This is a genomic window from Citrobacter sp. XT1-2-2, assembly GCF_023516235.1.
GTDB lineage: Bacteria > Pseudomonadota > Gammaproteobacteria > Enterobacterales > Enterobacteriaceae > Citrobacter > Citrobacter werkmanii.
This window is the reverse complement of record NZ_CP097324.1, coordinates 2,344,896-2,360,655: the sequence shown is the minus strand read 5'-3', so window position 1 is coordinate 2,360,655 and position 15,760 is coordinate 2,344,896. Positions and strand designations below refer to the sequence as shown.

12 protein-coding genes are annotated in these 15,760 nt (G+C 52.7%); 4 read left to right on the top strand and 8 right to left on the bottom strand.

The features are described from left to right. Positions 1-176: 176 nt before the first annotated feature. Both M4I31_RS11195 and hrpA read right to left on the bottom strand, forming a co-directional pair. Positions 177-974 carry a YdcF family protein gene (locus tag M4I31_RS11195; RefSeq protein ID WP_176281252.1) on the bottom strand — a complete coding sequence of 266 codons (798 nt, stop codon included), beginning with the start codon at positions 972-974 and terminating at the stop codon, positions 177-179. Positions 975-1,054: 80 nt separating this feature from the next. Then, a complete protein-coding gene (gene hrpA / locus M4I31_RS11190; protein ID WP_085048141.1) occupies positions 1,055-4,957 on the bottom strand; it encodes an ATP-dependent RNA helicase HrpA in 3,903 nt (1,300 codons plus the stop codon). A gap of 201 nt (positions 4,958-5,158) precedes the next feature. Between hrpA and azoR the strand changes: the two genes are divergently transcribed. Continuing rightward, positions 5,159-5,764 (top strand): FMN-dependent NADH-azoreductase, encoded by a 606-nt coding sequence (azoR, locus tag M4I31_RS11185; protein ID WP_006684422.1) that lies wholly within the window; start codon positions 5,159-5,161, stop codon positions 5,762-5,764. Positions 5,765-5,806: 42 nt separating this feature from the next. Here azoR and M4I31_RS11180 read toward each other — a convergent pair whose 3' ends face one another. The 5 genes from M4I31_RS11180 to M4I31_RS11160 form a co-directional block, all read right to left on the bottom strand. Next, the gene (locus M4I31_RS11180; protein WP_042308220.1) at positions 5,807-5,998 is read right to left on the bottom strand and encodes a hypothetical protein; all 192 of its coding nucleotides are present in this window, start codon (positions 5,996-5,998) and stop codon (positions 5,807-5,809) included. 140 nt (positions 5,999-6,138) lie between these two features. Beyond that, positions 6,139-6,465, bottom strand: a complete 327-nt coding sequence (locus M4I31_RS11175) for a YdbL family protein (RefSeq protein WP_038640808.1) — start codon at positions 6,463-6,465, stop codon at positions 6,139-6,141. A gap of 7 nt (positions 6,466-6,472) precedes the next feature. After that, on the bottom strand, positions 6,473-6,664 hold the full coding sequence (locus tag M4I31_RS11170; protein ID WP_038640810.1) for a YnbE family lipoprotein: 192 nt from the start codon (positions 6,662-6,664) through the stop codon (positions 6,473-6,475). Beyond that, complete coding sequence (locus tag M4I31_RS11165; RefSeq protein ID WP_161668022.1) at positions 6,661-9,300, bottom strand: YdbH family protein; 2,640 nt, start codon at positions 9,298-9,300, stop codon at positions 6,661-6,663. The genes M4I31_RS11170 and M4I31_RS11165 overlap by 4 nt, the downstream gene beginning before the upstream one ends. A gap of 166 nt (positions 9,301-9,466) precedes the next feature. Next, positions 9,467-9,679, bottom strand: coding sequence for a hypothetical protein (locus tag M4I31_RS11160; protein ID WP_074458538.1), 213 nt, complete (start codon positions 9,677-9,679; stop codon positions 9,467-9,469). Between the two features lie 246 nt (positions 9,680-9,925). Here M4I31_RS11160 and M4I31_RS11155 point away from each other — a divergent pair, with 246 nt between their 5' ends. After that, positions 9,926-10,915, top strand: coding sequence for a 2-hydroxyacid dehydrogenase (locus tag M4I31_RS11155; RefSeq protein WP_038640813.1), 990 nt, complete (start codon positions 9,926-9,928; stop codon positions 10,913-10,915). Positions 10,916-11,027: 112 nt separating this feature from the next. Next, positions 11,028-11,447, top strand: coding sequence for a heat shock protein HslJ (hslJ, locus tag M4I31_RS11150; RefSeq protein WP_085048266.1), 420 nt, complete (start codon positions 11,028-11,030; stop codon positions 11,445-11,447). Positions 11,448-11,460: 13 nt separating this feature from the next. Here hslJ and M4I31_RS11145 read toward each other — a convergent pair whose 3' ends face one another. Then, complete coding sequence (locus tag M4I31_RS11145; protein WP_003833199.1) at positions 11,461-11,727, bottom strand: DUF333 domain-containing protein; 267 nt, start codon at positions 11,725-11,727, stop codon at positions 11,461-11,463. Between the two features lie 274 nt (positions 11,728-12,001). Between M4I31_RS11145 and nifJ the strand changes: the two genes are divergently transcribed. Further along, positions 12,002-15,526: a pyruvate:ferredoxin (flavodoxin) oxidoreductase gene (nifJ, locus tag M4I31_RS11140; protein WP_161668399.1), complete on the top strand. Its 3,525-nt coding sequence runs from the start codon at positions 12,002-12,004 to the stop codon at positions 15,524-15,526. Positions 15,527-15,760: the final 234 nt, after the last annotated feature.

Here is a 15,760-nt window from a genome sequence, read left to right as displayed (position 1 = left end):
TTTTTAACAAGTAAAACTATTGTTAATTAATATCAATCATGCCTGACGAATTATCACTACAGTGACTGTTCTGTGAGCGGCTTCATAAAAGCGTCTGGCAAAGCGCTGATGAAAGGAAAAAACGGGCGGGATTTATGCCCGTTTGCAGCAAAACGCTTACAAACGGGCAGCGGGGATCACAGAGAGCGGCTCTCCAGTAAGTCTGACAGCGCGGTATCGCTTTTCAATTGCTGCCAGGCTGCCTCAACGTTACCGGGAATATCCACATGCACGATAAAATCGCGGCCACAGGGACCATAGCCATTAACATCGTCCCGCAGACGCGGCAACTCTCCGGTAATGAGCGAAAGATAGCGATCCACTGACCATAGCCCTTCGGCCGTCGGCGCAAAGTCCACGCCGTCGCCCTGTTGGACCAGCTCAGGAACGAATCCCGGGAAACTCAACCAGCGCGGCGCATGCGGCTCATCGCGGGTTACGCGCTGAAAGGTGGCCATCGTTCGGCGTTGCATGGTCGGATCCTGTACCACAATGACGGTATGCATGCTTTCTGTCGCCTGGTTCAGTAACGCACAGCTAAATCGGGCATTCTCACCGCAGTTTGTTGACTGGTCTTCCACCCAAATCTTCTCCCCCGGAATGTGCCAGAACTGGTGAGCGATATCGGCAAGGATCGCCGCTTCCGCACGTCCGGTGGTTCGAATGATATTGTAGCGAGGATGTCGGGCAATCGCGTCATACAGAAAGCGCGTGGAATGGCCGATGCCCCCACTAATCAATAAGGGAACCTGTTGGTCTTTCGCGATCCGACAGGCGGCGTCGATGGTCGGGATCACCGCGTTCCCCGCCAGAATTACGCAATCTGACTGAACCGTGATGTCCCCCGTAAAATCGCTCTGCGCCAGCCATTGCCCTACAGTATTGATCGCCGCCAGCGTGGTCGCGGAGAGCGTCGGAAACTGACTCATATTCATGACTCCTGGTGTTTATTCTTTACCGGGTACAGAGGCCGGATGGCGGTTACGCCTTGTCCGGCCGGTGGTTCAGCGCGGCGTTATCCCGTGATCTGATCCATCGCCTGCAGGATACGTTTATCTGAAATCGGGTACGGCGTACCAAGCTGCTGGGCAAAGTAGCTGACGCGCAGCTCTTCTATCATCCAGCGGATCTCTTTGACGTCGTCATCTTCACGGCGCGCAGGCGGTAGTTTATTGAACCATTGCTGCCAGGCCTGCTGCACACTATCCACTTTCAGCATCTGTGCACGGTCACGGTGCGGATCGATGGCCAGTTTTTCCAGACGCTTTTCAATAGCCTGCAAATAACGCAACGTATCGCCCAGGCGTTTGAAACCATTACCAGTGACAAATCCGCGGTACACCAGCCCGCTCATTTGCGCTTTGATATCTGAAAGCCCTAACGCCATGGTCATATCCACACGCCCTTTCAGACGCTTATTGATATTAAACACCGCGGTCAGGATCTGTTCGACCTGCTTCGCGATATCCACCACCGTATCGTTCAGTTCAGCCCGCACCTTCTCATGCAACGCCGCAAAGCCTTCTTCCGTCCACACGGGACCACCATGGGCGTCGATCAACCGATCCACACCGCAGGAGATACAGTCGTCAATCAACTCCAACACTTTGCCATACGGGTTAAAATACAGCCCCAGCTTGGCTTTGTTAGGCAACTTCTCGTGTAAGTATTTGATCGGTGAAGGAATGTTTAACAGCAACAGGCGGCGTAAGCCGCACCACATAGCCTGTTGCTGCTCCAGCGGATTATCAAACAATTTGATGGCGACGCTGTCACGCTCATCGACCAGCGCTGGCCACGCTTTTACCTTATAGTTACCGCGTTTTTGCTCGTAACTTTCCGGAAGCTGTCCGAAGCTCCAGATATGCAATCCGCTCTGTTCGATACCGTCATCCGCCACCGCGGACAGCGTTTCCTGAACCTTACCCTTCAAGGCGTCTTTCAGATCCTGTAGCGAACGCCCTTCCTGTAGCTTCTTGTTCTTGTCATCCACCACCCGGAAGGTGATTTTTAGGTGATCGGGTACCTGATCCCAATGCCAGTCATCGCGGTCAACGGTAACGCCGGTCATCCGTCGCAGTTCACGTTCCAGCGCGTCCAGCAGCGGCAGTTCCAGCGGCGTAACGCGGCCTAAAAATGCCTCAGCATAGTTCGGAGCAGGAACAAAGTTACGTCGTACCGGTTTCGGCAACGACTTAATCAGGGCGATCACCAGCTCGCGGCGCAGGCCAGGAATCTGCCATTCAAAACCGCTCTCTTCGATCTGATTGAGCAGTGGGAGCGGAATATGCACGGTCACACCATCCGCATCGGCTCCCGGTTCGAACTGGTAGCTCAAACGCAGTTTGAGATTGCCCTGGTGCCAGAAGTTCGGATAATCCAGCTTACTGATTTTTTCCGCGCCCTCTTTGATAAGCATGCTCTTTTCAAAGTTGAGCAGGTCCGGGGTCTCGCGGGAAACTTTCTTCCACCAGCTATCAAAGTGGCGAGCAGAAATCACATCATGGCTAATACGCTGGTCGTAAAACTCAAACAGCGTTTCATCATCAACCAGGATGTCGCGACGGCGCGATTTATGTTCTAACTCTTCCACCTCCGCCCGCAGCTTCAGGTTGTCACGGAAGAAAGCATGGCGCGTTTGCCAGTCGCCCTCCACCAGCGCATGACGAATGAACAGTTCACGTGACAGCGCCGGATCGATCTGGCTGTAGTTCACCTTACGGGCAGCAACAATCGGTAAGCCGTAGACGGTGACCTTTTCTGTCGCCATGACCGCGCCCTGCGCGCGTTCCCAGTGCGGTTCGCTGTATGAACGTTTGATCAGATGCTGCGCAACTGGCTCCACCCACTCGGGATCGATACGCGCGGCAATACGCCCCCACAGGCGGCTGGTTTCCACCAGCTCCGCCACCATCGTCCACTTCGGCGGTTTTTTGAACAAACCGGAACCCGGGAAGATTGAGAAACGGGCGTTACGCGCACCGGTAAATTCCTGCTTATCGGCATCTTTCATCCCAATATGGGACAGTAAACCGGTCAACAATGCGACGTGGATCTCCCGATATTCAGCGGGTTCGCTGTTGACCGGAATGCCCAACTCTTTTACCACCTGGCGCAGTTGTGTGTAGATATCCTGCCATTCACGTACGCGCAGATAATTAAGAAAGTCGACTTTACACTGACGGCGGAACTGGTTTGACGACAACGCTTTTTGCTGCTCGCCGAGGTAATTCCATAAGTTCACAAACGCCAGGAAATCAGACTCTTTGTCATGGAAGCGGCGATGCTTCTCGTCGGAAGCTTGCTGCTTGTCCATTGGACGCTCGCGCGGATCCTGAATGGACAGCGCCGAGGTGATGATCATCGCCTCACGCACACAGCCATGTTTTTGCGCTTCCAGCACCATACGCGCCAGACGCGGATCCACCGGCAGTTGCGACAGCTGGCGGCCCAACGGCGTTAATTTGTAAGCGGTTGCCTGTTCATCGGTGGTTATCGCACCCAACTCTTCGAGCAGGCGCACCCCGTCCTGAATATTGCGTTTATCCGGCGCTTCAACAAACGGGAACGCCGCAATATCCCCCAGCCCCAGCGCGGTCATCTGCAAAATAACGGATGCCAGGTTGGTACGCAGGATCTCCGGATCGGTAAACTCCGGACGCGACAGGAAGTCGTCCTCAGAATACAGACGAATACAGATCCCTTCCGACACGCGACCGCAGCGGCCTTTACGCTGGTTGGCAGAGGCCTGCGACACCGGTTCAATCGGCAAACGCTGGACTTTCGTGCGATAGCTGTAGCGACTGATACGCGCGGTGCCAGGATCAATGACATACTTGATGCCCGGTACGGTCAGCGAGGTTTCCGCCACGTTGGTGGCCAGCACAATACGACGACCGCTGTGCGACTGGAACACACGGTTCTGCTCGCTATTGGAGAGACGCGCATACAGTGGCAGCACTTCGGTGTGACGCAAATCCAGCTTATTCAGGGCATCAGCGGTATCGCGGATTTCGCGCTCGCCGCTCATGAAGATCAGTATGTCGCCCTGACTTTCACGGCCTAACTCATCTACGGCATCAAAAATTGCCTGCAACTGGTCACGCTCGGTGTCATCTGCGTCTTCAACAATCGGGCGATAGCGAACTTCCACCGGATAGGTGCGACCAGAGACTTCGATAATCGGCGCATTGTTGAAATGCTTAGAAAAGCGTTCCGGGTCAATGGTCGCCGAAGTGATGATAATTTTTAGATCCGGACGACGCGGCAGGAGTTCTTTCAGGTAGCCAAGCAGAAAATCAATATTCAGGCTGCGTTCATGCGCTTCATCGATGATGATGGTGTCGTACTGCATTAGCAGCCGATCCTGCTGGATTTCCGCCAGCAGGATACCGTCCGTCATCAGCTTAACCATGGTGTTGTCACTAACATGATCGCTAAAACGGACCTTATAGCCGATACAGCCGCCCGGCTCGGTTTGCAGCTCTTCCGCAATACGATTCGCCACGGTACGCGCCGCCAGACGACGCGGTTGAGTATGGCCGATCAGCCCTTTCACCCCGCGCCCTAGCTCCATACAGATTTTCGGCAACTGGGTGGTTTTACCTGAACCGGTCTCACCAGCCACAATCACCACCTGATGGTCGCGAATGGCTTCCAGAATATCCTGTTTTTTCTGGCTGACAGGCAGGTTTTCCGGGTAGCTGATGACCGGACGCGCCGCTTCACGCAGCACAACTTTACCGGCTGCCTGGTCGATCTCTTTTGCCATCTCCTGGTAAATGGCCTGTTGTGCATCAGGATTTTTAACCTTCTTCACGCCGTGCAAACGGCGGGTAAAACGCTGTCTGTCACGCAGCATCAGCGAGTCCAGCTGTTGCTGCAACATGTTGAAGGTTAATTTTGGTTGTTCTGTCATAGCGTTAAAAGGCAGCCTTCTGCCGGGTTAAATCTCTTTTAGATGATAGATATAGAGTACCACATCGGGGCTTTTCATGTGTTGTTCAATAATTTCGAACATAGGATTCGATATATTGCGCTATCACTGCGACAGGATTGTGAATAAAGTGTCAACAAGCAACGGGGCACTACCCCTTCAAACACATAAAAGGAAACACCCATGAGCAAGGTATTAGTTCTTAAATCCAGTATTCTGGCAGGGTACTCTCAGTCTGGTCAGTTGTCTGATTATTTTGTTGAACAGTGGCGTGAAAAGCACTCTGCTGATGAAATCACCGTCCGCGACCTGGCTGCAAACCCTGTTCCGGTACTGGATGGCGAACTGGTGGGTGCGCTGCGCCCAAGCGATGCGCCACTGACGCCGCGTCAGCAAGAAGCGCTGGCGCTGTCTGACGAATTGATCGCTGAACTGAAAGCGCATGATGTAATTGTTATCGCCGCGCCGATGTATAACTTCAACATTCCGACGCAGTTGAAAAACTACTTTGACCTGATTGCCCGTGCCGGCGTGACCTTCCGCTACACCGAGAAAGGTCCGGAAGGTCTGGTGACCGGTAAACGCGCAGTGGTGCTGACCAGCCGCGGTGGTATTCATAAAGATACGCCGACTGACCTGATCACACCATATCTGAACGTGTTCCTGGGCTTTATCGGTATCACCGACGTGAACGTGGTCTTTGCTGAAGGTATCGCTTACGGCCCGGAAGTGGCATCTAAAGCCCAGTCCGATGCGAAAGCCGCTATCGACAGCGTGGTTGCTGCCTGATAATTCACCCTCTCACCATCCGGTGGGAGGGATTCTCGGTACTTACTTCTTTGCCCGCACATGTACCTGCTTGCCGTGAATGCGATTAATATCACGCCAGATGGTGGCATACTCCCTGCACTTCGCCAGATTTTCTTCCCAGCAATGAAGTAAAAATTGTTCCGGCTCCGCGACATCCCGGCTTAACAGCTTGAATACCCAACGATTCCAGACATACCATTTGAGAAGCCACATGATTCCACTCCACGACGCGACCGGTGTTGAACTATATCAACATCCGTTTGATGCCGTGTGGCAACTATTGCGATGTCGATGAATAATCCGGAAGGATCCTCCACTTGTAATACCATTCCCCCAGTGGCGTTCAGAAATGATTATTCTTTCCTCAACCACTTACCATTAATACCTTGCACGTACTCCCCCGGTTTAGCGCGAGCGACTAACTTTTGTCCGGCCATTTTTGCCACTTCCTCTGGCGGAATATTATTGCTCTCAGCCAGTTGCTGGTAACTGGCGCTTCGCGCCTTATTAATCTCACTCACCAGCGCCTGCGTTTCAGCATCGGTTTGTAGTGCCACCAGATAACCATTGAGTGTTTCCCCCACCCGCCCCTGAGTTCTGGCTTCATTCAGGGTCAACGCCCATGCATTGCTGGTGATAAAACTCAGCGCCACCAGGATCGCTGCAAGCTGTTTTTTCATCATTACCTCAGAACAGATCGCTGCGCGATTTCAATAAGCTCTCGACGTCTTTATCAACTTTGATATGAATCTCATGTTCGATTTTGACGTTCATATTAATCGTGATCGGCTCTTTTGGCGCAGCCACTTCGATTCTCGGGGTACAACCTACCACCAGAGATGAAGCCAGCAACCCCAGCATGGCGGCTATCGTTTTCATTGTTGTTCCTCACATTCCTTGCCTTCCAGGCAATGGGTTTCCGGCAGCGTTGCATTTTGCTCAAGCCATGCCTGTAAATTGTCGCCAAAACGCAAACTGCGCCATAGCGTAAAGACGTTTTCCTCGTGGGTGTAATTCAAATTAACCGTCCCCACTTTGCCATCTACCCGGCTATTGCCAGTAACGGTTGCCTGCATCGTTAAGACACCCAGGTTATCCAGGTTTATTTTCGTCCAGGAATGGGTTATTTCCATATAGCGCAGCCAGTTAATTGCCGCGCCAGCCGCCATATTATCTTTAACGACGGCATCCGCCGTGTCTTTATCAATACGCAGCGTCATCGGACCTGGGTTGGTTAACCAGCCGTCTTTGATGATCCACTTTTCGTTATCCAACCATAATGGCAACGCGCCGCTGACCGGACCCGACATAGCGAACTGCTTGGGGTTAACAGCGCTAATAAGCTCGCTGGAGGAGATATTCTGCACCCGTAATAAGGCCGGGTCGTGCTGTGGCATCCGCAGTTGCCGCATGATGACTTTGCCTCCCAGCAGTTCGGCGCTGACATCGCTCAGCAGTAACGGATTGCCTTCACTCCAGGGGTACGCTCCCTGTAGATCGGCAGTAATATTTTTCGCCGTCACCTGATTCACGATTTCCGCAATACGCAGTGAAACAGGACCACGCGTACCCAACTGCCATGCGCCTTCGCTAAACCGAAACGGTAAGATAAAATCGACGCCATTAATTTGGTTATCAGGCATCCAGGCGCTACCGCCTTTTAATACCCCATGACCGCCCGCTTCAAAGCCCTGTTCCGGCGCGGCCGAGAATGCGACCTGCGCATAGAGATCACCTTCACGCAGTTTCATTTTCCAGTCAGGCGGGAGCAGCGGCTGGAACACGGTGAGTGATTGTTTTGGCCACCAGGCCTGTCCGCGCAGACGGATCCCGTCCCAACGGCCATTTAGCTGTACGGGGCCAATCGCCCCTGCGTGAAGCTGGCCCTTGAACTGGAAAATCGTCGGGTCGCTGCCTTCCACGCTGAACTTTAGCGTTGAGGGAGGTAAGACGCTTCCGCCGGTGAAGACGGTTTTTCCTGCGTCCAGTGACAGTGCGCCGCTAAACGTCGGTTTGGTCGCGTCCCGTACCCATACGATCGGTTCGTCCATTACCAGGCGTGGGTTTTCCACCGTCATGGTGCCGTATTGCAAGTGGTCAAATCCGGTGGAGAGATCAAAGAGCTTCAGCGTGTTGTCATGCCACTCTCCCTTACCCGCCACGTCCCAGCGGGCATGCATCGGCGTAAAGCTGCCTTCGCCCCAGTAGCGCCATTGCCAACGACCAGCATCAGGAAGAAAATCATTTGCCAGACCATCCAGGTGCAGTTCAAAGCCCCCCATCTGGTTTTCATGCGCACGCAAAATAGCCTGTAGACGACCATCCACACCGCGTTGTGTTACCTTTACGCCCGCCAGCGGCCAACGAATCTCGTCAATATCCAGCGAATCAATTACCCGACCACGCGAACGCAGCAGCGCCCCTGGCTCAAACGCCAGTTGCGGATCGTTCAGGCTACCGGTGAGTTTGGCGGGTAATTTCGCGTAGAAGATCAGATCGCCCTGCTTCGCTTCGCCGATCAGCTGTAACGGCATCTCGTTGTTATCGATACCCAGCTTACCCGGCCCCAGCGTTAAAACGGCGTTTCCTTTGCCTGCATCGCCTTGCGTCAGAACGTTCAGCCGCCCGCTCACCACCGCGTTTTCCAGCCCGGCCTGCCAGTTTTCAACTTTCATGCCCAGCCGCCCGCTTAGCGGGAATCCCTGATAAGGCCAGTTCCAGCGACCGTCGCTGATAGTCAACTGCTGGCGGGTTATTTCCCACGGAAGATCGAGCAGCGGATCGGCACTATCGCGTGCCATGACGATCAGTTGTCCGCTGTTTTCTTGCCACTCCAGTTCGGCGTCCACAAGCGTAGGCTCCTGCGGCAAGTTCAGCGTCGCAACGGCATGACCGCTCACCGGTAACCCATCAGGAACCAGCGGCATGGTAAATTCACCGACCAGTTTTACCGGCGGTTGCCCTTCAAATGCAGCGATATCCAGCTCATTTACCGTGAGATTTTGCCCGTGCAGCCGCCCCTGGAATTTAACCTTTTCCCCCTGGTAGCGCAGTTGCTGAGTAGAGGGCGTTAGCGAAAGCGACAGTTTCCCCTGCCATTCCTGCCAGGGAGAGAGAATAAGTTTGTCGATGTTAATCCAGGTATTGGGCAGCATCGATTGCCATTCAGCCAGCGTTTTGGGTGCTACCGGAGACGCTTCTGTCTGCGGTAATTTGGCCAGGCAAGCGGAATCCAGCTCAATTGTCCCGACATTGAGCAACCAGCGGCTGGGATGGGACAGGTCCGCCTGAGTAATGCGCGCCAGCGGGCAATCATCGACCAGATAGCGGAGTTCAGGGATATGCAGCCCATGCCGTGTCAGCCGTGGACTCTCATCCAGCGCGATACGTGTCCCCACAGGTAACCAGACGCCCACCAGGGTCGGGACCCACAGCCCAAGCGTCATCACCAGCGTCAGCGGCACGAGAATCAATAATAAGAGGAGTGCCAGAACGGCTTTATATTTACCCTTCATGGGTAGTTAATATCCTGAATTAGCAAAAATTTAAGCCGGTTTAGGCCTGTATTGTGGCATGTTTAACTGCATATTCCCACATTAAGGACAGATAACAGCGTTATGTGGCACGCTGTTACACGTGCCGTCAGGAATGATTCCAACACAGTAGCGCGTGGATTCGGACTCAATGATGGTTCAGTTGTCCATCGCTATGTTTAGGTCCTATCCGACCAGCCTCTATCAGTATTTCTTCTATAAGTTCTTCAAGACACTCCTTGCCATGATGATCACAGACAAGATGCACCTGGCGGGAAATTTCTTCAGGTTTCATTCCATCGCATAAAGCCGCCTTAAGCATTAAGGTGGCCCATCGTTTTGCTTCAGAGTGAGTTAGCATAACTCCTCCCGATATCTGCTACCTGTATAAGCGTAGCTGTCTGGATGTGAATCACCTGGCTTTTTGCCCACACTACCTGCTCAGCGAATGGAAAATATCCAGTTGTTGAAATCGCGTAACCTGCCCACACTAACAAAAGATACGCTTTAAACATTCATTACTTCTATGACTATCAATAACTTTTTATATTTTGTAAAATAATTTTAATTGGATTAATGTGACGTCAAAATCACTGGAGAAAGTCTTATGAAACTCGCCATCTATAGTACAAAACAGTACGACAAAAAGTATCTGCAGCAGGTTAACGAGGCTTTTGGTTTTGAACTTGAATTTTTTGACTTTCTGTTGACGGAGAAAACAGCTAAAACAGCCCATGGTTGCGAAGCTGTATGCATCTTCGTCAACGACGATGGCAGCCGACCAGTTCTGGAAGAACTGAAAAAGCTGGGTGTGAAATATATCGCCCTGCGCTGCGCCGGATTCAATAACGTCGATCTCGACGCGGCAAAAGAGCTGGGCCTGCAGGTGGTACGCGTCCCGGCCTATTCGCCTGAAGCCGTCGCTGAGCATGCGATTGGCATGATGATGACCCTGAACCGCCGTATTCATCGCGCGTATCAACGTACCCGTGATGCCAACTTCTCTCTTGAAGGGCTGACCGGCTTTACCATGTATGGCAAAACGGCCGGGGTGATTGGTACCGGTAAAATCGGTATTGCTGCGCTGCGGATCCTGAAAGGTTTTGGTATGCGCCTGCTGGCGTTCGATCCCTACCCAAGCGCCGCTGCTCTGGAATTAGGCGTGGAATATGTCGATCTTAAAACGCTGTTTGCTGAGTCCGACGTTATCTCCCTGCACTGCCCGTTAACGCCGGAAAATTATCATCTGCTCAATCAGGAAGCCTTTGAGCAAATGAAAAACGGCGTGATGATTATTAACACCAGTCGCGGAGCGCTGATCGATTCACAGGCGGCTATCGATGCCCTGAAAAACCAGAAAATTGGTTCTCTGGGTATGGATGTGTATGAAAACGAACGCGACCTGTTCTTTGAAGATAAATCCAATGATGTGATTCAGGATGATGTGTTCCGTCGCCTGTCAGCCTGCCATAACGTGCTGTTTACCGGGCATCAGGCGTTTCTGACCGCCGAAGCGTTGACCAGCATTTCTGAAACGACACTGCAAAATCTGGAACAAATCTCCAAAGGCGAAACCTGTCCAAACGCCCTCTTTTAATCCCTGTGCTCCCCTGATTTAAGGGGGGCATTTTCAGACAATTGCCGATGATAAAACAGTCAGTATCATTATCATATTGAATGTATTCCGGTCACGAAATTAGAGAATGTTAATGAAGAAAGTTGTCACGTTGATTGCCCTCAGCACGCTGATGGCTGGCTGTGTGAGCAGTGGAAACATTTCCGTCAATCGCGACCAGTTACAGCATCACCGTTTCGTTTTGCAGAGCGTGAATGGTAAAGCCGTTACCGTCGCCAACAACCCACCCGAATTGAGTTTTGGCGAAAACATGACGGTATCGGGAAAGATGTGTAATCAATTCCACGGTCAGGGCAAGTTGTCCGACGGCGAGTTGAAGGTGAAAGATATGGCGATGACCCGCATGATGTGCGCCGATCCACAACTTAACGCGCTCGACGGTATCGTCAGCGAAATGTTTAAGCAAGGCGCACAGGTAGATTTGACTGCTGACCAGTTGACACTGGCGACAGCAGAACAAACGCTGACGTATAAACTTGCGGATTTAATGTAATGAACGCGCAGGCTCAATAGCTCCCACAGCTTCCGGCGGCAAGCGACTGCTCACTACAGCGTTTGCCGTTGGGTAGCGCGCACATCCCGATGGCTGAGCCATCCAGCTGACGGGCAACGGAGAGCGAACCACCAATCATGGCGCAATTAGCTTCTCCAGAACTGGACATTGCTGCCTTCATGCCCGGTGCGACATGTGCTGCCGTTGCCTGCTGAACAGGTTCACTGCTACACGCCGATAATAATAACGCGGCACACCCTACCCAAAACGCTGCGCGCATCTTACTCCCCTCTGAAGATTAACCAAACGACACAGCCATAAATAATAGGCAGCAGAGACACCGCCGTCGAGAGGCAAACCACGCATTTATGCGCGCTGTTTACATTTTCTGGCAATTTTTTGGCTCCTCCTTTGATCAAACCATACATTCTCTTTATTCCAGGGACACAAAAGCGAAAATGCGCCTGAATGGCTTTTGCTAAAATAGAAGGATAATTACAGGACTCGCAACGCTTTCGCGTGTCCCTCTTTTTGCGCAATGTAAGGGTGTCAGTATGATCACAATTGACGGTAATGGTGCGGTTGCTTCGGTCGCATTTCGTACCAGCGAGGTTATCGCCATCTACCCGATTACGCCCAGTTCGACGATGGCGGAACAGGCCGATGCCTGGGCCGGAAACGGGCTTAAAAACGTGTGGGGAGATATCCCTCGCGTCGTAGAAATGCAGTCGGAAGGCGGTGCGATTGCGACCGTTCACGGCGCGTTGCAGACCGGTGCGCTCTCTACGTCGTTTACCTCATCACAGGGTTTGCTGTTGATGATCCCAACGCTGTACAAACTGGCCGGTCAGTTGACCCCGTTTGTACTGCACGTTGCAGCGCGAACTATTGCCACGCACGCGTTATCGATCTTTGGCGATCATTCCGACGTGATGGCTGTACGCCAAACCGGATGCGCGATGCTGTGCGCCAGTAGCGTTCAGGAAGCGCAGGATTTTGCGCTAATTTCGCAAATGGCCACCCTGAAAAGCCGGGTTCCGTTTATTCATTTCTTTGATGGATTCCGTACATCACATGAAATCAATAAAATTGTTCCGCTGGCTGATAACACCATCCTCGGGCTGATGCCTCAGGCGGAGATCGATGCTCACCGCGCTCGGGCACTAAATCCAGAGCATCCGGTTATCCGCGGTACATCAGCGAATCCGGACACCTACTTCCAGTCACGCGAAGCGACAAACCCATGGTACAACGCGGTTTACGATCACGTAGAACAGGCGATGAACGACTTCGCCGCAGCCACGGGCCGCCAGTACCAGCCATTTGAATATTACGGTCATCCGCAGGCAGAACGCGTCATTATTTTAATGGGCTCGGCGATTGGCACCAGTGAAGAAGTTGTCGAAGAGCTGATGGCGCACGGCGAGAAAGTGGGTGTGCTGAAAGTCCGTCTGTTCCGCCCCTTCTCCGCCAAACATTTACTGCGCGCGCTGCCGGAAAGCGCGCGCAGCATCGCCGTTCTGGATCGCACCAAAGAACCCGGCGCGCAGGCAGAACCATTATATCTGGATGTCATGACCGCGCTGGCGGAAGCGTTTAACTGTGGCGAACGAGAAACCTTACCGCGTGTGATTGGCGGACGCTATGGTCTTTCGTCCAAAGAGTTTGGCCCCGACTGCGTCATGGCGATCTTTAATGAGTTGAATAGCACGAAACCTAAACCACGCTTCACGGTCGGTATCTATGATGATGTCACCAATCTGTCATTGCCGTTGCCGGAAAACACCCTGCCCGGCACCGCTAAGCTCGAAGCGCTGTTTTACGGCCTGGGTAGCGATGGCAGCGTGTCGGCCACCAAAAACAATATCAAGATTATCGGTAACTCTACGCCATGGTATGCGCAGGGTTATTTCGTGTATGACTCGAAAAAAGCAGGCGGCCTGACCGTCTCCCACCTGCGCGTCAGTGAGCACCCCATTCGTTCAGCGTATCTGGTTTCACAAGCCGATTTTGTCGGCTGTCACCAGTTGCAATTTATCGATAAGTACCAGATGGCCGAACGCCTGAAACCTGGCGGTATATTCCTGCTTAATACCCCATACAGTGTGGATGAAGTCTGGGCGCGTCTGCCGCAGGAAGTTCAGGCGGTGCTGAATCAGAAGAAAGCCCGTTTCTACGTGATTAATGCGGCTAAAATCGCCCGTGAGTGTGGTTTGGCGGCGCGTATAAACACCGTGATGCAAATGGCGTTCTTCCACCTGACGCAAATTTTACCAGGCGACAGCGCGCTGGCAGAGTTGCAGGGGGCGATTGCGAAAAGCTACAGCAGTAAAGGCCAGGATCTGGTCGAACGTAACTGGCAGGCGCTGGCTCTGGCGCGTGAATCCGTCGCCGAAGTGGCCCTGCAGCCTGTTGATCCGCATAGCGCCAACCGCCCACCGGTGGTTTCTGATGCCGCACCAGACTTCGTGAAAACCGTCACCGCAGCAATGCTCGCCGGTCTGGGCGATGCGCTGCCCGTTTCCGCGCTACCGCCGGACGGTACCTGGCCAATGGGGACTACGCGTTGGGAAAAACGCAATATCGCCGAAGAGATCCCAATCTGGAAAGAAGAGCTGTGTACGCAATGTAACCACTGCGTTGCCGCCTGCCCGCACTCGGCTATCCGCGCCAAGGTGGTTTCCCCAGAAGCGATGGAAAACGCCCCTGCCAGCCTGCATTCTCTGGATGTGAAATCACGCGACATGCGCGGCCAGAAATATGTCCTGCAGGTTGCGCCTGAAGATTGCACCGGTTGTAATCTGTGCGTCGAAGTGTGCCCCGCGAAAGATCGCCAAAATCCTGAGATCAAAGCCATCAATATGATGTCGCGCCTTGAGCATGTCGAAGAAGAAAAAGTTAACTATGACTTCTTCCTCGATCTGCCGGAGATTGATCGCACCAAACTGGAACGTATTGATATTCGCACCTCGCAGTTGATTACACCGCTATTTGAATATTCCGGCGCCTGCTCAGGCTGTGGTGAAACGCCGTATATCAAACTGCTTACGCAGTTGTACGGTGACCGCATGTTGATTGCGAATGCCACCGGGTGTTCATCAATTTATGGCGGTAACCTGCCCTCAACGCCATACACCACCGATGCCAATGGGCGTGGGCCAGCATGGGCAAACTCGCTGTTTGAAGATAACGCCGAGTTTGGTCTGGGCTTCCGTCTGACGGTGGATCAACACCGGGCGCGCGTTATGCGTCTGCTGGAGCAGTTTGCCGATAACATCCCGGCTGAACTCAATGACGCTTTGCACGCAGAAGCCACGCCAGAGGTCCGTCGTGAGCAAGTCGCAGCCCTGCGCGAGCACCTGAAAGATGTCGAAGGCGCACAGCAGTTGTTAACCGATGCCGACGCGCTGGTTGAGAAATCCATCTGGCTGATTGGCGGCGATGGCTGGGCCTACGATATTGGCTTCGGCGGGCTGGATCACGTTCTTAGCCTGACCGAGAACGTCAATATTCTGGTGCTGGATACCCAGTGTTACTCCAACACGGGTGGGCAAGCGTCAAAAGCCACGCCTCTTGGGGCTGTCACTAAATTTGGGGAGCACGGCAAACGTAAGGCTCGTAAAGATCTTGGCGTCAGTATGATGATGTACGGGCATGTTTATGTCGCACAGATTTCCCTGGGCGCCCAGTTGAACCAGACGGTGAAAGCTATTCAGGAAGCAGAATCCTATCCGGGGCCGTCGCTGATTATCGCGTATAGCCCTTGTGAGGAGCATGGTTATGATCTCGTGTTGAGCCACGATCAGATGCGTCAGCTCACGGCAACCGGATTCTGGCCGCTGTATCGCTTTGATCCGCGTCGTGCAGACGAAGGTAAACTGCCGCTGGCGCTGGATTCTCGCCCGCCGTCAGATGCTTTGGCTGAAACTTTACTTAACGAGCAACGCTTCCGCCGCTTAAATGCCCAACAGCCAGAAGTCGCTGAACAGCTGTGGAAAGATGCAACAGCCGATCTGCAAAAACGCTACGATTTCCTGGCGCAACTGGCAGGTAAAGCGGAAAAGAGCGGAACCGAGTAATACGTTTAGATCACTATTAAAGTGGAACGAAAAAAAAGCCCGAACAGTTGTTCGGGCTTGTCAATTTATTCGCTGGCTAATTAATATTGGCTATCAATACGACAACGAAAAAATAAAACGTGACAATAAAGGCATATAACACGCGCAGAATAGCTCAACAAAATTCACTTGTATAATTTTTATTTTATATATATTAAATCCATACATTCATAATAATTATCACTGTTTCTGTAG

Coding starts and splice junctions, on each gene's coding strand:
- azoR (WP_006684422.1), top strand. CDS start 5,159: ATGAGCAAGGTATTAGTTCTTAAATCCAGTATTCTGGCAGGGTACTCT.
- M4I31_RS11165 (WP_161668022.1), bottom strand. CDS start 9,300: ATGAAGGGTAAATATAAAGCCGTTCTGGCACTCCTCTTATTATTGATT.
- M4I31_RS11155 (WP_038640813.1), top strand. CDS start 9,926: ATGAAACTCGCCATCTATAGTACAAAACAGTACGACAAAAAGTATCTG.
- M4I31_RS11170 (WP_038640810.1), bottom strand. CDS start 6,664: ATGAAAACGATAGCCGCCATGCTGGGGTTGCTGGCTTCATCTCTGGTG.
- M4I31_RS11145 (WP_003833199.1), bottom strand. CDS start 11,727: ATGCGCGCAGCGTTTTGGGTAGGGTGTGCCGCGTTATTATTATCGGCG.
- M4I31_RS11160 (WP_074458538.1), bottom strand. CDS start 9,679: ATGCTAACTCACTCTGAAGCAAAACGATGGGCCACCTTAATGCTTAAG.
- M4I31_RS11180 (WP_042308220.1), bottom strand. CDS start 5,998: ATGTGGCTTCTCAAATGGTATGTCTGGAATCGTTGGGTATTCAAGCTG.
- nifJ (WP_161668399.1), top strand. CDS start 12,002: ATGATCACAATTGACGGTAATGGTGCGGTTGCTTCGGTCGCATTTCGT.
- M4I31_RS11195 (WP_176281252.1), bottom strand. CDS start 974: ATGAATATGAGTCAGTTTCCGACGCTCTCCGCGACCACGCTGGCGGCG.
- M4I31_RS11175 (WP_038640808.1), bottom strand. CDS start 6,465: ATGAAAAAACAGCTTGCAGCGATCCTGGTGGCGCTGAGTTTTATCACC.
- hrpA (WP_085048141.1), bottom strand. CDS start 4,957: ATGACAGAACAACCAAAATTAACCTTCAACATGTTGCAGCAACAGCTG.
- hslJ (WP_085048266.1), top strand. CDS start 11,028: ATGAAGAAAGTTGTCACGTTGATTGCCCTCAGCACGCTGATGGCTGGC.